The following is a 19,087-nucleotide window of genomic DNA, read 5'->3' on the forward strand; positions in this document are numbered from 1 at the left end:
TTTCGCCGCCGTCCAGGCGGCGTTTTCATTTTCAGGCTTGCTCCACAAGCCAGAATCTCGCACGCAAATGGAAGCGCCTTCCTCTTCCCTATCTGGACAAATACCCTAGATAGAATACAATTCCATAACAGCGTCTATAATTAGAAACAAACTCTCAATTGACGGGCATTGCGACCCGGTTTTGACGCATCATTAGAATTAAATTTCTGCGATCAATAGGCAATCAACCAGATCACGGATACCACTATGAAATTCGCTCAGATTCTCGCTACCGCAGGCATCATTCTGGCCGTTCTCTTCACTGGCGCTTTGGCTGGAGAAAATCTCGATGCCATCAAGTCGGCCGGTGTTTTGAAAATTGGGACTGAAGGCACCTATGCTCCATTCACCTATCACGACAAGGACAACAAGCTTGTTGGTTTCGACGTGGAAATCGGTGAAGCAGTCGCCGCCAAACTCGGCGTAAAGCCTGAGTTTGTTGAAGGCAAATGGGACGGCCTCATCGCAGGTCTTGATGCTAAACGCTATGACGCCGTTATCAATCAGGTAGGCATTACCGAAGAACGCCAAAAGAAGTTCAACTTCTCCAATCCCTATATCGTTTCGAAAGTCGTTCTGATCGTCAACGACAAGAATGACACGATCAAGGACTTCGCGGACCTCAAGGGCAAGAAATCGGCTCAGTCCCTGACCAGCAATTATGGAAAGCTTGCGAAGGAAGCAGGTGCCGAACTCGTTGCTACTGACGGTTTCGACCAGTCGATCCAGCTGGTTTTGACGGGGCGCGCCGACGCGACGCTTAATGACAGCCTGTCGTTCCTCGATTTCAAGAAGCACCAGCCGAACGCTCCGGTCAAGGTGGTTGCAGAGAAGGAAAATGCGGACGCGTCGGGCATCATTGTCCGTAAGGGCGACGACGAACTGGTGGCGGCCATCAACAAGGCTCTCGATGAAATCAAGGCCGACGGAACCTACGACAAGATTTCGCAGAAATATTTTGGCCAGGACGTTTCCAAGTAAGCGTTGTCCCGTTCAATTCACGAAGCCGGAAGCCACTTCCGGCTTCGTTTTATTGTGATCGCGAAAAACTATTCCAGAGACATGGTTGTCAGACTGTATAAGATAAGAGCGAGAAGCTTCATTTCAGTTTGACTTCTGGGTATTAATGAGGAGCCGAAACCGTGCCCGATTGGCTTCAGCTGATGGCGGAATCCCTGCCCACCCTTCTGTGGGCTGGGTTGATTTTCACCATACCGCTTACTCTTTTGTCCTTTGCTTTTGGCCTGACATTGGGGCTGTTGACAGCACTCGTACGGTTGTTCGCACCACTCTGGCTTTCGTCAATTGCCCGCTTTTATGTATGGATATTTCGCGGCACACCGTTGCTTGTGCAGCTGTTCGTGATCTTTTACGGCCTGCCGAGCGCAGGAATTTATCTCGACGCTTTTCCAGCAGCAGTAATCGGCTTCACGCTCAGTGTCGGCGCCTATAGTTCGGAGATTATCCGGGCTGTGATATCAGCCGTTCCGAAAGGCCAGTGGGAAGCGGCCTATTCCATCGGCATGAGTTGGCGTCAGGCCCTCGCGCGCACCGTTCTGCCACAGGCAACCCGGACGGCAGTGCCGCCGCTTTCCAATTCCTTCATTTCGCTGGTGAAGGACACCTCGCTCGCCGCAGCAATCACAGTGCCGGAGCTTTTCCAATCCGCACAACGGATCGTCGCCACCACTTACGAACCTCTCATCCTCTATATTGAAGCGGCTTTGATCTATCTGGTCATGAGTTCCGTTCTCTCTGCCCTGCAGGTGCGGCTGGAACGACGATTCGGACGCTATGGCGGCACGCTGGAGACGAACGCATGATCGAGCTGCAACACATCGTGAAGCGTTTTGACGACGCAATCATCCTCAACGACATCAACGTTGCAATTGCGGAAGGCACAGTAACAGCGCTGGTTGGGCCGTCCGGCGGCGGCAAGAGCACGCTGCTGCGCTGCATCAATCTGCTGGAAGTGCCGACGTCTGGCACTCTCGTTCTGGGCGGACAGAGCCTAAGTTTCGAGCCTGACCGCAAGCCCAACTGGCAAGCGATCCAGTCTATCCGTCGTCAGACTGGCATGGTTTTTCAGAACTTCCAGCTCTTTCCGCACCAGACCGCGATCCAGAATGTGATGGAAGGGCTCGTCACAGTCCTGAAATGGCCGAAGGACAAGGCAAAGGAACGTGCGATGGAGCTGCTTACCAAAGTGGGCATGGCGCACAAGGCAGACGCTTGGCCCTCGACCCTTTCGGGAGGGCAGCAGCAACGCGTCGCCATTGCGCGCGCACTGGCACCTTCGCCGCGTGTGTTGCTTTGCGACGAACCCACCTCGGCCCTTGACCCTGAATTGGCGTCGGAAGTCGTCGATGTTTTGAGCAAGCTCGCCAAGGAAGGCACGACCATGGTCATCGCGACACATGATCTGCGGCTTGCGTCCAAGATTGCGAAAAATGTCGTCTTTCTGGAGTCGGGCAACATAGTTGAAACCGGCTCCGCGCACGAAGTTTTCACCCGGCCCGCGCGTGAGCGCACAAAACAATTCGTCGCGACAATCAACGCAGCCCATACATACGATATTTAACCTGTAGACACGTCGATCCCGTAAGGGCTTTCGCCACCAGCGAAAGCCCCCGGCACGCCGTTGAATCAAATTTCATACGTGTATTCAAAATTTTCCGGCGGCTCCCGACAGCCTGCCCCTTGGTAAAACAGAAAACCACTGTTACATTATGCACAACGTAGAAATTGAAGCGCCTTGCTTGCGTCCTCACAGGTTCGCGCGGCGCCATAAGGACAAGAACCTTGAAGAACCCCGACGAGCGCGCCGCCGAAACGGTGCACCAAGGGGCGTCCGGCGGACAATCGGGCAATTCGCAAACCCGGAATCCGTCCGATAACGGCAAGCGCAGACCGCGCAAAAAAGCCGTTGCAGACATCGGCAATGCCCGTAGTGCATCCGATTCAGGACGCTCAAAATCACAGGACGAAACCGACGGCTCGGGTTCGCAGGCCCAGCGCAAACGTGCGCGTCGGCGTCGGCGCGGCAAATCCGTACCGGGCCTTGAAACCTCGTCGCAAAAGCCGGTCGTTGCAGATGCAGGCAACAACCAGCAGCGACCTTCCGGGAAAATCTCGAATCGCCGCCGTCGTGCGCGTAAAAAGAAGCAATCGCGGCAACTTGGTGCCCAGACGCCTCTGGCGGCTGAAGCAACAGTCAAGACTTCGCACAATGCTGTGCGTACGGAGAACCCGCATGTCCCGGTTCAAGGCAAGCGTAGGGGCATTAACGGGCAGGCATCCAAGGCCGGCAACGGTGTGCAGCACGACAAGGGTGACGCTCCGCTTTACGCGGCTTTGGATCTCGGCACCAACAATTGCCGGTTGCTGGTAGCATCGCCGACAAGACCGGGGCAATTCCGTGTCGTGGACGCGTTTTCGCGGATCGTGCGGCTTGGAGAAGGTTTGAGCACCACTGGGCGGCTCAGTGACAATGCAATGGATCGCGCCGTGGAAGCGCTGAAGATTTGTCGCGACAAGCTGGCAGGCAAAAAAATCAGAAGGTCAAGGCTGATCGCGACCGAGGCCTGCCGTTCGGCATCGAATGGCGAGCAATTTCTAAAGCGAGTGCGGGCCGAAACCGGTCTTGAACTGGAGATCGTGGACCGGCAAACAGAAGCCCGTCTGGCTGTTTCCGGCTGTGGCACGCTGGTGACCCGCGAGACTGATGCCGTGGTGTTGTTCGATATAGGCGGCGGCTCTTCTGAAATCGCACTGATTGACGTTTCCCGTCGACGGTCCCCACGCCTTGCGGAACATATCATGGCCTGGACATCCCTTCCTGTCGGTGTCGTGACGCTGGCGGAACGTTTCGGCGGACGAAATGTTACGCAGGAAAGCTTCGATTCCATGGTTTCCCATGTAACCGATCTGCTTACGCAATTTGCCGAGCGGCAATGCCTTGGAAACCTCACGGCCAGCCCGCGCTTCCATCTACTGGGCACATCCGGAACTGTGACCACCCTGGCAGGCATTCATCTCGGTCTTGAACGTTATGATCGCCGGCGGGTCGACGGAATGTGGATGGACGCGGAAGACGTAACGCAGATGACCAGCCGCCTGCTGTCGTGGGATTTTGAAGCCCGCGTAGCCAACCCATGCATTGGCGCGGATCGCGCTGATCTGGTATTGGCAGGCTGTGCTATTCTTGACGCAATACGCAAAGTGTGGCCCAGCGAAAAGCTACTCGTTGCCGACCGTGGTCTGCGTGAAGGCATTCTGACCGAACTGATGTCGCGCGATGGCGCATGGCGGCACAATCGCGCGGCAAGCGCTAGAAACAGGCACTAAAAATGAGCAAGACAGGCGGCAACAAAAGCGGAGTGAAAACTGGCGGTCGCGGGGGCGCGGGCTCCAGCAATCTGCAGGTGCGCGTGAAGAAAAAGGCAGGCACGATCAAGGAATCGTCACGCCGTTGGCTTCAACGCCATCTGAACGATCCTTATGTGCATAAATCCAAGCAGGACGGATATCGTTCACGCGCGGCCTACAAGCTTATTGAAATCAACGACCGCTATAACCTGCTCAAAAAGGGCCAAAAGATCATCGATCTTGGCGCTGCGCCGGGCGGCTGGTCGCAGATTGCGGCCAAACTTGTCGGTTCGACCGACGAGGACCCGCATGTCGTTGGCATAGACTATCTCCACGTCGATCCCCTCCCCGGCGTTGTTCTGTTGGAGATGGATTTTCTGGACGACGAAGCACCGCGGAAGCTGATGGAAGCTCTGGGAGACAAACCCGATCTCGTTATTTCCGACATGGCCGCTCCGACAACCGGCCACCGCCGAACCGACCATCTGCGCACAGTGCATCTGTGCGAAGTCGCCGCCGATTTTGCCATCTCGGTTCTAAAGCCGGGCGGACATTTTCTCACGAAGACATTCCAAGGCGGCACAGAAAACGAACTCCTGGCACTGCTCAAGCAGAAATTTCGTTCCGTGCATCATGTAAAACCGCCAGCGTCCCGTGCTGAATCCGTCGAGCTTTATCTGCTGGCCCGCGATTTTAAAGGCTAGAGCATTTCCGGGCCAAAAGCGCGAATCAGTTTTGTGCAGGATAATGCGTTGCAGATTAATTTAAGCTAGAAATACCCAAAGCTTATTTTCCCGTGGAGGTATTTGCAGCTTCTATAGCTGCGCGCTCTTTGCTGCGGTGTTTTGTGACGGTCGGCGCGGCGAGTTCCTTGCCTGCATCCGGGGCGAGCCGGGCAAACCAGAAAAAAGCCACAGCCGAAACAGCCGCAACCACAAAGAAACCAATGTGGAAATCCACCAGTTCGAGATGGGCTCCGCGAAGCGATGTACTGATTTCCAGAATACCACCTGCCAGCGCAACGCCTATAGCGATAGAAACCTGCTGTGCAACGGCAGTGATGGGCGTTGCCTGACTGGTCTTTTCATCGGGTATTTCCGCAAAAGCCAGCGCGTTTACTCCCGTGAAGAACAATGAGCGCGCAAAGCCTCCGACCAGCAGAAAACCGATGATGACCCAATATGAAGTCGCCGGCGTAAACAGCCCATTGACAGCGATGAAGCAGGCAGAGATCAAAGAACCTGCCATCAGGGCGCGCCGGAAACCGACACGGACAAAGATGCGCTTTGCACCGAATTTCATGCTGATCGCGCCAATTGCCGAAACGAAAGTCATCATACCCGACTGAAACGGGGTGAGACCGAAACCAAGCTGAAACATCAACGGCAACAGAAACGGAATGGCGCCAATCCCGAACCGGAAGATGCTGCCGCCGATAACCGCTGCGCGGAACACCTGATTATCGAAAAGCTTCAGGTTCAGCAGAGGGTCATCGACCCTCTTCGCATGCTGCAGATACAGGACCGTACAAACAATACCAATCGAGAGAGTGGTAAATCCAACCGCAGGCGGCAAAGCAGGAAGGCTGACCACTGACAGTCCGAACACTACCCCGGACATCGCGATGCCCGAAAGAAAGAAACCTGTCCAGTCGAGACGCTTTACGATGCGCTCGTCATTATCCGGAAGGAACCGGCTGGCAAACCAGATGCCCAAGAAACCGATCGGTACGTTGATGAGGAAAATCCAGTGCCAGGTCAGGAATGTCGTGATGAAACCGCCAACGGGCGGTCCGACAAGTGGCCCAACCATTGCAGGGATTGTCAGCCAGGCCATGGCTGAAACGAGTTCGCTGCGGGGAGTCGACCGAATAAGAACGAGACGCCCGACGGGAGTCATCATCGCTCCGCCCATGCCTTGCAAAAATCGCGCAAGGACGAAAGCGGCAAGCGAGTTGGATGCGGCACAAGCAACGGACCCGACCACGAATACTGCTATTGCCGTCCGAAATACATTCTTGGCTCCAAAACGATCCGCCATCCAGCCACTGATTGGAATAAAAACCGCCAATGCAACAAGGTAAGCCGTCAATGCCAATTTGAGCGCAATGGGGCTTGTGCCAATGTCAGCAGCGATAGCGGGAAGCGACGTTGAAATGACATTGGAATCCATCTGTTCCATGAACAGGGCTATGGCCAACACGAGAGGAACGATGCGATTCACAGCGATATTCCGAATACTGGGGCGCGAAAGTGCGCAATTCTATGTAGCGCCCAACTGATTTTTGCTAGCCGGACCGGTCTCACAATGCAGTGAATATGCGACAAAATTAGCAGTTTTTGCGGCTATCAGCTGGACGTATTCGGCATTGCCGCAACACTTGACGCCTCACGGGAGATTTCATCCGTTCACATTTGTGTAAAACGGGGTTGCGCTTCTCGTAACAGCTTGTTACATTTCGTTACAGTTTCACGAAGCTTCGAACCGGGTGGGGGGCCGCTCCGGTTCAAGGAGGTAGGAAATGAACGATATTACAAGAACAGCCATCATCTACGGAATGATGATCATTTCACTCAACACTGCCCTTGCAGTCGGTCTTCTCGGACTTGATTTCCTGCGTTAACGCGCCCCATTTTTGCCCTCCAGGCACTCATGAAAAAGAGCGTTTCCTTCGTTGGAAGCGCTCTTTTCATTTATAACAGTTTTAACGCGCAGTATCGAGGCTGCGCTGTCCGAAAGCATTTCCAGCAAAAGTGTGAAACGATTTTGTGTCCGGGAATGCGGAAAACAAAGGGACAGAGCATTCCAACGATTCGTTAAACAAAAACCGCTCAAGCCCCGTGGTCAGAGAACGCGGCTCTGACTGCCTGATCAAAGAAGTTCGACCTATCCAGATTTAAGGCCAGCCGAGCTAGCTGCCCCGCCGTGATACGGGCTTCCACACGTAGTCGGGCTCCACTCCCACACCCGTTGTCCACATCTCACATTGAAAAAAACAGTACGAAATTATCTCTCGTCATACTGGACAAGACCATGAGGAAATCATAATTTTGTGCCGCTTGCACAATAGTGTGCTGGCTTGTTCTCGGGGCGGGGTGAAACTCCCCACCGGCGGTATGAAGCGAAAGTTTCGAGCCCGCGAGCGCCTGGATAATATGCCGATTCGGTAATGGTTCAGGGTCAGCAGATCCGGTGAAATGCCGGAGCCGACGGTTAAAGTCCGGATGGAAGAGAGCGATTGAACGTCAGGATCGTGTCGTTCGGACACCGTCCAAGCGTTCTTTTGTGCGCCCTGTTTCTAGTTTCGTGAGGAACCTATGAACCAGAGCTATCCGAACAAGACTTCATTCAAAATTGCATTTATCCAAGCCCGCTGGCACGCCGATATTGTCGATGAGGCCCGCAAGAGCTTTATTGCCGAACTCTCCGCAAAAGCCGGCGCGAACGTGGAAGTCGAAATTTTCGATGTTCCTGGCGCTTACGAAATCCCCCTTCATGCAAAGACTTTGGCCAAGACCGGAAAGTACGCTGCTATCGTCGGTGCGGCTTTGGTGGTGGATGGCGGTATCTATCGGCATGATTTCGTGGCGACCGCCGTCATTAACGGCATGATGCAAGTGGGCCTGGAGACCGAGGTCCCAGTGCTCAGCGTCGTCCTGACGCCACATCATTTCCACGACAGCAAAGAGCACCATGATTTCTTCCATGCCCACTTCAAGATCAAGGGCGTGGAGGCAGCGAATGCCGCTTTGCAGCTTGTGAGTGAGCGGAGCCGTATTGCTGCGCTTGTGTAACATGCACCGACCGGCCTTTATTAAAAGGCCGGTCCTTCTATGATGATACGTTCCCGGTGCGCATAAACGTCAAAGTCATCCCCTCGCACCAATGCAACGAGCGTCAGGTTTGTTTCATCAGCCGTCCGAATGGCCAACGCCGTTGGCGCAGAGATCGCAGCCAGAACAGACGCGCCGAACATAACTGCTTTCTGTACCATCTCGACAGAAACACGGCTGGTAATTGCAACGATGCCGTCACCCGGCGCAGAACCACTAAGCGATATAGCTCCAACGAGTTTGTCCAGCGCGTTGTGGCGACCCACATCCTCGCGAACCGCAATAAGTCCCTGGCCCGGAATATAGAAACCCGCCGCATGAACTGCATGGGTTTCAGAGTTCAACTGTTGTGCATCCGCAAGAGATGCGACAGCCATTGAAATATCGCTGGGAGAGAATGATCGCCCACCTTGCTTCAATCCCCTTAGGGGCCTCAATGCATGATCGATTGAGTCTATCCCGCAGAGACCGCACCCGACCGGGCCAGCCATGAACCGGCGTCGCGCGGCGAGCCTCTGTTCAGGGCGTTCAGCCAATCGAACCTGCACATCGATGCCTTTCTCAAAGGTCACGACCTCGACTGCTTCTATCTCGGAAATATCGTCCACAATGTTCTCGGTAAGCGTGAAACCTATGGCGAAGTCCTCGAGATTTTGAGGGGTGGCCATCATCACGGCCTGAGTTGAACCGTTATAGCTCACCGCCACAGGCACCTCTTCCGGCACCACCCGCATATCCTCGCGTGAGCCCGATATACGATGCGCGATATGTGGAGTACTCCGGCTAGCTTTGTGAAACGTCATTGACCTTCCCTCCCGTCATCGCACCCGTTTTTCCAGCAGTTTCATGTGGCATGAAAACGACTTTAATGTAAGTTGCCACCGGACAAGCCGTCGCAAGTGGGCCGGCAAGCGAGGAAAACATGGATATTCGCCAGATAGACGACAATTATTGGGTTTCAGGGCAAATCGAACCCGACGATGTTCGCGATATTGCCGCGGAGGGGTTTCGCACGATCATCTGCAATAGGCCCGATGGTGAGGGCGGCCCGGAGCAACCGGAATTCAGCGAAATCGCACGCGTGGCTGAGAAAGCGGGTCTTGCAACCTACTATATTCCGGTCATCGGCGGTCAATTGACCAAAGACGATGTGGATGCGATGGCGGCAGCATTGGAGGAAGCCGAAGGACCCATTCTTGGCTACTGCCGATCAGGAGCACGCTCTACGAATATTTACGGGATCGTACAGAGCCAAAAGCGCGGATAAAAAACGACCGCAGGCTATAGGGGCGGTGGAGCCGCAAAGGCATTTCCAAAGTCTTTGCAAACATGGTGATCACCGTCCCGAAAGCCGGGCGCGACCCGAATGGACGCCGCGCGATGTGTGAGCGCAATACTGGCGATAATAGCTCATGCCTGTCCGCGTGACAGTCGCAACAACGCCGCCGAGAACGAGAAGCCAGCCAATCGCCTGTGGCCAGTTGAAGCTTTCAATTCCGCCGCTCAGCGCAACAATGAAGATACCAGCCCAGAGCAAAGCTGCCGTCCGGCGCCAGAATACCGGGTTGAGCTCGTCAAAGACGGCCTTCCACAGCGAGTGAACAAGGCAGGCAAAGAAAAGGGCAGCGGCCAGACCGATATTGAGCAACTCGACCGGAAGCCATTGTTGCGAAGTGAGCATCGTTTCCATCATCCACTTGACCAAAATTCGCATCGAAGAAATTCTTAAACGTTTCTTGCGATCCGATTACTCATACTGTTCGTCCCATTCAGCTTTCGCTTTGTGGCCGCAACGTGTTACAAGCACGGAAAGCTGCCTCGGATAAATTCACTTATTATTGCGTTCACGCGAAATATCGTGTTGAAATCACTACTCTATTCTGGGTGCCCGGCTCTCTCCGGCGTACCGCAACCCCTTCCAGCGCTTGAGAAATTTGCGGTTCCCGCCTGCCAGCACTTCACTGTAAATATTTCATTCATCATCGCGCCAGATAACAGCTTTGTAACAATTCGGCACAGCAAGGCGGTGCCGAAAACAGCGAAATCTCGCAGTTGCTCACAAGAATGGGCTTATCAGCCGGCCTTTACTTGTCCGCCATCTGTTTTGCTGCGATAGCGCGAAGATGGGTCGGCTGGAGCAGGCGCATTGGCCGGGCGACCGAAGAGAAAGCCTTGGACCTGTTCACAACCCTCTTCGATCACCATGCGGTGCTGGTCAAAAGTTTCGATACCCTCAGCCACCACCGGCAGATCGAGGCTGCGCCCGAGACCGACTATAGCCCGCACAATTGCTCTCGCGCTCACATCCGTTTCCATGCTGGTGATGAAGCTACGGTCGATCTTGATCTTGTCGAATGGGAAACTTTGAAGATTACTGAGCGATGAATAGCCGGTTCCGAAGTCATCCATAACGATGCGGACTCCCAGTTTCTTCAAGCGGCGTAGCAGTTCAAGGGTCGTCGCTCGATCCTTCATCAAAGCGGATTCGGTTACCTCCAGTTCCAGCCTCGTCGGTTCCAGGCCGGTCTCCGCAAGAATGGAACCGACGGTATCGGGCAGGCTGATGAGCCGGAACTGCACGGGCGAAAGGTTTACAGCGATGGTCAGGTGGCTGTCCCACTCGACAGCCGTGCGGCAGGCCTCACGCAAAACCCATTCGCCCAGCGCTACGATCGCTCCTGTTTCCTCGGCAATAGGAATGAACACTTCCGGAGGTATCTGCCCACGTTCCGGATGGTTCCAGCGAACAAGCGCCTCATAACCCGTGCAACGTCCATCCGACGTCGCGAACAAGGGTTGATAGGCAATACCGATCTGGCCGCGAACCATCGCATGGCGCAAATCCGCTTCTATCTGGCGCCGTTCTCTTATCTCATGGTCCATCTCAGGGGAATAGAATGCAACCCGTCCCCGCCCTTCCGTCTTCGCTCGATAGAGCGCGATATCCGCCGCATGCCGGATGGCTTCTGCATCCTTGCCGTCATTCGGATAAACGGCAACGCCAATACTGACGCCGACAGCAGTCGGATCGAGCACTGTATTCATCTCCGAGCGGAAGGTTTCTAGAATCTTCTCACTGAGCTTCCGGGCACCTCTGGGCTGCGGAACGCCCACTTGCAGGATAATAAACTCGTCGCCGCCGATGCGTGCGGCAGTATCTATTCCGTTTACGCAGCGTTTCAGAATGCTGGAAACCGTCTTCAGTACCCGGTCGCCTTCAGCATGACCGAAAATGTCATTCACCGCCTTGAACCGATCCAGATCGAGCGCCAGCACGGCGAAAGGTTCACGGCTTGGGCGCGCAACGGCATTCGCAAGCCTTTCTTCAAAAAACATGCGGTTGGGCAAATCTGTGAGCGCGTCATGCCGTGCCATATGCTCAATCTGACGTTGAGCCGTGCGCTTTTCGGTAAGATCGCGCACTGCCAGCACCTCGCAAAGTCGTCCCTGGTACTCAATCGTATGAACAGCCAGTTCAAAAATGCGCTCGTCATTCGGGAATCTTGGAGCCGCCTCGACGGCTTCCGGACGGTGAGCGCAGACCGGAAGCCCATCGGCCGCCAATAACAGAGTATCCGGCTCAATACCCGCCAACGATTTTTCGCTTCTCCGCATGAGATCGGAGAACCGGACGTTCATCTCGACTATTCCGCCATCGCGTACAACAGCCAGACCATCCAGCGTGGCGTTCGCAAAACCCTTTAAGTCCGTCATGTAACGGTCCACGAATACAGCAGCAATTGTCGTCAGCGCCACGCCACACACCACTGCGGCAATAGTAACAACCAACCAGAGACGTCCGGTCCCGAGCGGATCGGCCGCAGGTAGAGCCGGGTTTGGAATCAGTTCAGTCGACGCGACGGCTGTAAAATGGAGGGTACAAACAGCCAGTATTCCACCTATAGTTGGGAGCAGGATACGTAACCAACCGAAAGCATTCGTCATCAGCCAGAAAGCGGCCAGCAAAAGCAAAACCGATATTGTGCCCCCTACGAGGATCGGCGGAAGATCATAGTGGGTGTCAGCAGCCGCCTTGATTGCACTCATGCCTGTGAAATGCATCGCGGCTATCGATAGCGTAGCCGACACGGCAGCTAGCAGCGCGTATTGAAAAGCGGCACCCTTAAGCAGGCGCAGGGTCAACCAGAAGCCGAGAACGGCTGTCGCTGCCGAAAGAACTGTGGCAGTGAAATCAAACTCTATCGCCACGGTGCCGCTATAGGCGAGCATGGCCACAAAGTGGGTTGCCCACACGCCCACTCCGCCAGCAAATGCGCTGATCGCCATCCAGTTGTCACGACGGCCCTCGGTGCATTCACGTGCACGGGCCAACAACAGGAAAAACGCAAACATGCTTGCAAAAGAAATGGATGCAGCCAGAATTACAAAAGGCTGGTCGTGCTGTACTGTCACGCATTCCAGAACTTTGAACATACAGCCCCCTGCCCCGCCTAAGGTGCAGTTCTTGTTAAATGCAACCCAAAGCACTATCCAAACTGTGCTTGATGCCCTGAATAAAATTATCGATAACTATTTAAGCAATTCTGAATTACGGAATTTTGCATCCGGTTTTGCTGATAATTGCAGGAAATTAAACACGCTTGCCGAAGCGCCTCCCGACACGCGCGAGCAATATCACGGGTAAAATTCCAACCGCCACGATGGCGAGGGCAGCAAGGGAAGCTTCTTCGTAAGTTCCGCGTGCGGCTTCGCCATAAAGATGCGTTGCAAAGGTTTCGACGTTGAGCGGACGCAGCAGAAGTGTTGCGGGCAGTTCTTTCACGCAGTCGACGAATACGAGCAGACCTGCCGCTACGATGGCTGTTCTCGATAGCGGCAGATGAACTGCATAAAACGTCTGGGTAACGCCACGCCCGAGTGTGCGCGACGCATGATCCAGTGACACTGGTATGCGCTCAAGCCCGGAATCGATCCCCCCCGCGGAGATAGCCAGAAATCGGACGACATAGGCATAGATGACCGCAGCACCAGTTCCGATCAGGACCAGCCCCGCCGAATAACCGAAAAAATGTGATGTAAACAGATTGAAGAGGTGATCAAAGCTACCGGCTACTACCAGAATGCCAATGGCGATCACCGTGCCCGGCGCCGCATATCCCATTGTTGACAAGCGATAAGACCAGCGCGAAATTCCACCAGGGAAAAGCCGGACAGCATATGCGACAAAAATTCCGCATATCAGCACCAACACCGTCGCTACGGACGCGAGCGCGACGGTATTGAAAGCTTCGCCAACCAATCGCGGCGATACACCGGCAAAACGGGCGCGTTTGACCGCTTCCACAACCAGGTAGAATGCCGGAAAAACGAACCCAATGATGACTGGAAGGGAGCAGAGACACAACAACCATGCGCCCCGCCCGTTCCTGACCCTCAATGGCTCGAAACCACGCGAATGGCGGATATTGGAAGCAAAGCGCTGCTTGCGGCGCCCCCAGCGTTCGATTGAAACAAGGGCAACGACCAGAAACAGGAGAGCGAGCGCCAATTGGGCAGCACCCGGCAAATCCGAACGCGTTATCCAGGTGGTGTAAATCGAGACCGTCAATGTACGAACGCCCAGGAATTCGGCAGCGCCCACATCATTCAGCGTTTCCATTAAGGCCAGACTGACCCCGACCGCCACAGCCGGTCGAGCAAGCGGCAACGCAACGCGCCAGAAAATGCCGCTGCGGCTAACCCCCAGAGTTCTTGCCGCTTCAATAAGGCTGGCAGACTGGGTGAGAAACATCGCCCGGGTCGGGATGTAGACATAGGGATAGAGTACGAAGCCGAGAAGAATAATACATCCGGTCATCGACCGAATATCGGGCAAGCGGAACTGGCGCGGACTGTCATATCCCAGCATGAAGCGTACTGCACCTTGCACCGGGCCGATAGGGTGCAGGATATCGAGATAGGCGTAAGCGACAATATAGGTCGGCACAGCCAAGGGAAGCAAAAGCGCCCATTCCAGCACGCCGCGCCCACGAAAATCATAAGCCGTGACCAACCATGCTGTTGATGTTCCAAGAACGGCAGCGATGACGCCAACGCCGGCGAGCAGAACCAAAGTTTCGAGAAAAGCCGTTGGAAGATTGGTGGCTAGAAGATGCGCCCAAAGCCCCGCCGATCCTTGTATGGCTTCAATGGCCAAGGCAACAACCGGCAGCAAAACCAGAATTGCGACCAGTGCCGAGAGCCTTAGCCAGCTGCGCCCTGCCCTTGCGGGTTGCAAAACTCGTTTCCGCGTGGCTGCAAAAGCTTCCATGGATCTCTCTATAGAGCACTTCCTGTTCACATCGGAATCGTTGGAACCGCTCTATCTATTTGTTTCTCCGCATCTCCGAACGCAAAACTGTTCACACTTTCGGCTCGGAATGCTCTAGTGCAACGCCGGCGCATAGATTGCACCGGCGTTAGTCTGCTTATTCAATCGGCTTTTAGTTATCAAAACCGACTTTGTCGACCAGTTCGCTTGCCTGCTTGCGATGGCTCACGATTTCCGAAAGCGGGACGCTGTCGATCTTCAGTTCACCGAAGGATTCCACGATTGGATCGAGCGGCGCGCCCGGCTTTACCGGATACTCGAAATTGGCCTTGGCGTAGATCTGCTGGGCTTCGTCGGACACCAGATATTCGAGCAGCTTTACTGCCGCGTCCTTGTGCGGTGCGTTCTTTGCCACGGCTGCGCCGCTGATATTGACCTGCGTTCCGCCATTCTTGAATGTCGGCAGCAAAACCTTGATGCCGTCACCCCAGGTCTTCTGTTCGTCCCCGCCCTTGCCCGAACGCATCAGGCCGACATAATAGGAATTGGCGACTGCAATATCGCAGATGCCGCCTACGATATCCTTGGCGCCATCACGATCGCCACCGGCAGCCTTGCGCGCAAGATTATCTTTGAGCCCCTTCAGCCATTCTTCGGTCTTTTCTGGACCGTAATGGGCAATATAGTCGGCGAAGAGTGCTGTATTATAAGGATGCTGGCCGGCGCGGATGCAGATTTTGCCTTTCCACTTCGGATCGGACAGGTCCTCATAGTTGATCTTGTCGAGCTCAAGGTCCTTGGCGGCATAGACGACGCGAGCGCGCATAGAAAGTGCGAACCAGTTATCCTTGGCGTCGCGAAGCTGTTCTGGAACAGCTTCTTTCAGCACTTTGGAATCGACAGGCTGAGTAAGCCCCTTGTCAACGAGATCGACCAGATTACCCGCGTCCACTGTCATAAGAATGTCGGCGGGCGAGTTGGTGCCCTCAGAAGCTACACGTTCTGCCAGACCATCCTTCAGGAAAACCGTGTTGACGGCGATTCCAGTAGACGATTTGAAAGCATCGAGCAGGGGCTGAATGAGGCCCGGTTCGCGCGTCGTGTAAATGTTCACTTCATCTGCGTAGGCGGCTCCTGCAAAGAACGTGACTGCGGCGAGAGCAAGGCCAGAACGCGCAAACTTGGACATTTTACCTCCAGATGGACCTGTTTCATATTAAATTATGAGTTATGCAATCAAGTTATACGATGGCACAACGACGGTCAATTGCCGCAACGCTTTCAACAGCGGATATTTTCGATCATTTGGGGAAAATCAGCGCCTTGTCCCAGTGCGGGCGGAACACGATGTCTGTGGAAGATGCCGGAAGCCGCAGTTCGGTGCGTACGCGCAGAGGCGGCATTGCACCTTTTACCCGCACGGTCAGTTCTTCGATCTCACCGAGGAACGTGCGGGATTCAATTTGGCCACGCAATGAAGCTTCGCCAGCCTCACCATTGATCAGGACCGTAAAATCGCGCGGACGTAGATAGGCGAACGCTTCTATACCCGGCTTAAACTCACCCTTTGCGACAATCGTCCCCAAAGGCGTTATCAGTTCATTACCTTGGATTGTCCCCGGTATCGCATTGAAGTCACAGAAAAAATCCGCTGCATACCGGTTTACGGGCTGGTCGTGAAGTTCGCGGGCCGTGCCATTCTGAACTATTTCGCCCGAACGCATCAGTATAACGCGATCTCCGGTCGACAGCGCCTCTTCCGCTTCATGCGTTACGATTATCGCCGTTGTGCCGAGCGCCCTCAACAAAGCCACCGTCTCGCGGCGAACCCGGGCGCGCAGGCCTCTGTCAAGGTTCGAAAACGGCTCGTCCATCAGCAAAAGCTGCGGTTTCGGAGCGAGGGCCCGGATAAGAGCAACGCGCTGCTGCTCGCCACCTGACAGCATGTGCGGATAACGCTCCGCCATGTGCGACAGCGAGACCAGTTCAAGAAGCTCTCTTGTCCGCGCATGCGCTTTGTCGCGGGGCATTTTGCGCAGGCCGAACAGGACATTCTCCTTGACGGTCAGATGGGGAAACAAAGCATAGTCCTGAAAGACGACACCAATGTTCCGTTTTTCAGGCTCGATAAAGACGGATGGGCCGACCAGCATCTGGCCACCCATGGCGAGAGTTCCGCTGTCTGGAACATCAATGCCCGCGATAATGCGCAGCAGGGAAGTCTTGCCGCAGCCGGAATGGCCGACCAGGCAGATTATCTCGCCCACATCGACAGCAAGAGAAATATCATTGAGCGCACGCACAGCGCCAAACTGACGAGTAATAGCTGACAGGACCAGCATGGGACCAGGATGACCGGAAGCCTGTCTTTCATCGTTCGGGTTGCGTACTGCGTCCATAAGAAAGATCGCGTATCCAGATTGCGGTTCAAGCCGATATAGAGACACATTCTTCAGAAAGCTACAAAAACAGGACGTATTATCTCAGGAATATCGCAACTAAATATTTCTGGAACGGGATAGCCGGTTGAAAGCGAGCAAAAAGCGAGCCATGTTCACAGTCCTTCCATATGCTCAAATCACCCAATCGCATTGCAGGAGAATACCGAAATGGGGCCGGTCACAGATAAGGTGGCGACAGCTGACAGATTGCCGCAAGAAACCAAAATTGCCATCATCGGCGGCGGCGTCATCGGTGTTTCAACAGCCCTTTTTCTGGCCGAACGCGGCATTCCTGTTGCACTCCTTGAAAAAGGGGAGATCGCGGGTGAACAATCGAGCCGCAATTGGGGATGGTGTCGCCGGACCGGGCGCGACAGCCGCGAAATGCCCCTCATCGTCGAAAGCATGCGACTATGGGAAGGCATGAACGAGCGGACGGGGCGCGAAACCGGTTTCCGTGTGACCGGAATTGCCTATGCTGCTGAAAAAGAAGAGCAAATGGCTCTTTATGCGGAGTGGATCAAGATAGCTCGAGAACATGGCATTGAAACGGAACTTCTCAACGCCAATCAAGTCGGAGCACTGGCACCTGGCATCAATCGTCGGCTCGCAGGCGGTATGATTACGCCGCTCGACGGACGGGCGGAGCCACAAAAGGCGGTTCCAGCTTTTGCGGCAAAAGCACAAGAACACGGTGCCGTCATTCTGCAAAACTGTGCCGCACGCGGTATCGAGACGACCAATGGTCGGGTTACAGCTGTGCTTACCGAAAAGGGTCGTCTGCGTTGCGAGGCAGTTGTTGTCGCGGGCGGAGCCTGGTCGAGACTTATCGTTTCGAGTTTCAGCGCCCACCTGCCGCAGTTGAAAGTGCGTTCTTCCGTATTCCGTACGGCTCCCATTGATGCCGGCGTCGAACCTGCAATTGCGTTTTCGGACTTTGCCCTGCGCAGAAGGCTCGATGGCGGCTATACGGTTGCAAGCCTCGGTGGATCTATCGCTGATATCGTGCCTGACAGTTTCCGGTTCTTCCGCGATTTCATACCTTCGCTTTCGACTGAATGGCGGTCGTTGCGCTTTCGGTTTGGTGAACGCTTCTTTGAGGAAGCATTCCAGTGGAAGCTCCGGCCAGCGGATCAGGTCTCGATTTTCGAGAAAATCCGTACACTCGACCCTGCTCCACACAAGGCTGCCAACGCTCAGGTATTAAAGAAGCTCAAGCAGGCAATCCCGACTTTCGCCTCGGCGACGATAGCGCAGGAATGGGCCGGACTCATCGATACGATGCCGGACGTCATCCCGGTCATCTCGCCACTCCCAGATGTTGCAGGGCTGATCGTAGCAACAGGTTTTTCAGGACATGGCTTCGGTATCGGCCCGGGCGCTGGCAAGCTCGTGGCCGATATGGTTACGGGTGAAACGCCGGTTGTCGATCCTTCGGCATTTCACATATCCCGTTTTTCCGATGGTTCCAAAATTCACATCGAAAACTGGGGATAATCTCGACCCCGATTATTGGATGACACCGCAGGCGAAACGCGCGCCGCCACCCCCAAGCGGTTTGGGCTTATCGGAGTAATTGTCCCCTCCGACGTGGACCATCAACGCTCTGCCCTTGATTTCGTCCAGCGATTTGAGACGCGGCGCGGTTACGCTTTGCGTCACATTACCCTGTGCGTCCGCTTTAAGCAGAGGCAAGTCACCAAGATGTCCCTCGCCTTCCGGCCCCATGTGATGTTTGGAATGCGAGGGGTCGTAATGTCCACCGGCAGCTTGCGCGGGAACAGTTTTTCCATCCTGTTCAGCCGGTGCGCAGCTTCCTTTCTCATGCACATGAAAGCCGTGCTCACCTGCAGGAATGCCTCTAAGATCGGGCTTGAACAGCAATCCGTCAGCAGTCTGCGAAATCGTGACGGAACCAAGTTCCTTTCCCTGGCCAGTCGGCAGCGCCTCATAGAGTTTGATATTCACATCCGCGGCAATGGCGGGAACTGTCAGAAGCATCATTGCTGAAGCAATCAATAACGGCTGCATCGTTTCCTCCTGATCGATCATTCGTGATCAAAGAACAACGCACGCCGCCCGAAATTGTTCGACAAAAAGTGCCGGAGTGGCCGCGGGACAAACACCTGCCACGC

At 54.8% G+C, this 19,087-nt stretch carries 16 protein-coding genes and 1 riboswitch; of the genes, 8 read left to right on the plus strand and 8 right to left on the minus strand.

The features are described from left to right. Positions 1-246: 246 nt before the first annotated feature. The 5 genes from F9K78_RS03125 (at position 247) to F9K78_RS03145 (ending at position 5,111) form a co-directional block, all read left to right on the plus strand. Positions 247-1,020: an amino acid ABC transporter substrate-binding protein gene (locus F9K78_RS03125; RefSeq protein ID WP_121985301.1), complete on the plus strand. Its 774-nt coding sequence runs from the start codon at positions 247-249 to the stop codon at positions 1,018-1,020. Between the two features lie 161 nt (positions 1,021-1,181). Beyond that, the gene (locus F9K78_RS03130; protein ID WP_121985300.1) at positions 1,182-1,862 is read left to right on the plus strand and encodes an ABC transporter permease subunit; all 681 of its coding nucleotides are present in this window, start codon (positions 1,182-1,184) and stop codon (positions 1,860-1,862) included. Continuing rightward, a complete protein-coding gene (locus F9K78_RS03135; RefSeq protein ID WP_121983038.1) occupies positions 1,859-2,620 on the plus strand; it encodes an amino acid ABC transporter ATP-binding protein in 762 nt (253 codons plus the stop codon). Before F9K78_RS03130 ends, F9K78_RS03135 begins: the two co-directional genes overlap by 4 nt. Positions 2,621-2,841: 221 nt before the next feature. Further along, positions 2,842-4,386: a Ppx/GppA phosphatase family protein gene (locus F9K78_RS03140; protein ID WP_151682047.1), complete on the plus strand. Its 1,545-nt coding sequence runs from the start codon at positions 2,842-2,844 to the stop codon at positions 4,384-4,386. 2 nt (positions 4,387-4,388) lie between these two features. Beyond that, positions 4,389-5,111 (plus strand): RlmE family RNA methyltransferase, encoded by a 723-nt coding sequence (locus F9K78_RS03145; protein WP_121983040.1) that lies wholly within the window; start codon positions 4,389-4,391, stop codon positions 5,109-5,111. 82 nt (positions 5,112-5,193) lie between these two features. On the opposite strand, the gene F9K78_RS03150 is transcribed toward F9K78_RS03145, so the two are convergent. Next, positions 5,194-6,630 (minus strand): DHA2 family efflux MFS transporter permease subunit, encoded by a 1,437-nt coding sequence (locus tag F9K78_RS03150; RefSeq protein ID WP_121985298.1) that lies wholly within the window; start codon positions 6,628-6,630, stop codon positions 5,194-5,196. 854 nt (positions 6,631-7,484) lie between these two features. Continuing rightward, positions 7,485-7,647: riboswitch (FMN riboswitch) on the plus strand. A gap of 77 nt (positions 7,648-7,724) precedes the next feature. Between F9K78_RS03150 and F9K78_RS03155 the strand changes: the two genes are divergently transcribed. Then, positions 7,725-8,201: a 6,7-dimethyl-8-ribityllumazine synthase gene (locus tag F9K78_RS03155; RefSeq protein ID WP_121983042.1), complete on the plus strand. Its 477-nt coding sequence runs from the start codon at positions 7,725-7,727 to the stop codon at positions 8,199-8,201. A 20-nt stretch (positions 8,202-8,221) separates the two neighbouring features. Here F9K78_RS03155 and fdhD read toward each other — a convergent pair whose 3' ends face one another. Continuing rightward, positions 8,222-9,043 (minus strand): formate dehydrogenase accessory sulfurtransferase FdhD, encoded by an 822-nt coding sequence (gene fdhD / locus F9K78_RS03160; RefSeq protein ID WP_121985297.1) that lies wholly within the window; start codon positions 9,041-9,043, stop codon positions 8,222-8,224. A 119-nt stretch (positions 9,044-9,162) separates the two neighbouring features. On the opposite strand from fdhD, the gene F9K78_RS03165 reads away from it, so the two are divergent. Further along, complete coding sequence (locus tag F9K78_RS03165; protein ID WP_121985296.1) at positions 9,163-9,507, plus strand: protein tyrosine phosphatase family protein; 345 nt, start codon at positions 9,163-9,165, stop codon at positions 9,505-9,507. 69 nt (positions 9,508-9,576) lie between these two features. On the opposite strand, the gene F9K78_RS03170 is transcribed toward F9K78_RS03165, so the two are convergent. The 5 genes from F9K78_RS03170 to F9K78_RS03190 form a co-directional block, all read right to left on the minus strand. Further along, a complete protein-coding gene (locus tag F9K78_RS03170) occupies positions 9,577-9,954 on the minus strand; it encodes a hypothetical protein (RefSeq protein ID WP_174813346.1) in 378 nt (125 codons plus the stop codon). A gap of 359 nt (positions 9,955-10,313) precedes the next feature. Then, positions 10,314-12,674: a bifunctional diguanylate cyclase/phosphodiesterase gene (locus F9K78_RS03175; RefSeq protein WP_151682090.1), complete on the minus strand. Its 2,361-nt coding sequence runs from the start codon at positions 12,672-12,674 to the stop codon at positions 10,314-10,316. Positions 12,675-12,831: 157 nt separating this feature from the next. Continuing rightward, positions 12,832-14,511 (minus strand): ABC transporter permease, encoded by a 1,680-nt coding sequence (locus F9K78_RS03180; protein ID WP_121985294.1) that lies wholly within the window; start codon positions 14,509-14,511, stop codon positions 12,832-12,834. Between the two features lie 172 nt (positions 14,512-14,683). Then, complete coding sequence (locus F9K78_RS03185) at positions 14,684-15,700, minus strand: Fe(3+) ABC transporter substrate-binding protein (RefSeq protein ID WP_121985293.1); 1,017 nt, start codon at positions 15,698-15,700, stop codon at positions 14,684-14,686. Between the two features lie 112 nt (positions 15,701-15,812). After that, positions 15,813-16,910: an ABC transporter ATP-binding protein gene (locus tag F9K78_RS03190; RefSeq protein ID WP_121985292.1), complete on the minus strand. Its 1,098-nt coding sequence runs from the start codon at positions 16,908-16,910 to the stop codon at positions 15,813-15,815. A 210-nt stretch (positions 16,911-17,120) separates the two neighbouring features. Between F9K78_RS03190 and F9K78_RS03195 the strand changes: the two genes are divergently transcribed. Then, complete coding sequence (locus F9K78_RS03195; RefSeq protein ID WP_121985291.1) at positions 17,121-18,449, plus strand: NAD(P)/FAD-dependent oxidoreductase; 1,329 nt, start codon at positions 17,121-17,123, stop codon at positions 18,447-18,449. 12 nt (positions 18,450-18,461) lie between these two features. Here the strand turns inward: F9K78_RS03195 and sodC are convergent, their stop codons facing one another. After that, positions 18,462-18,983: a superoxide dismutase family protein gene (gene sodC, locus F9K78_RS03200; RefSeq protein ID WP_121985397.1), complete on the minus strand. Its 522-nt coding sequence runs from the start codon at positions 18,981-18,983 to the stop codon at positions 18,462-18,464. Between the last annotated feature and the right edge of the window lie 104 nt (positions 18,984-19,087).

Origin of the sequence: Brucella pseudintermedia (assembly GCF_008932435.1) — a bacterium.
GTDB lineage: Bacteria > Pseudomonadota > Alphaproteobacteria > Rhizobiales > Rhizobiaceae > Brucella > Brucella pseudintermedia.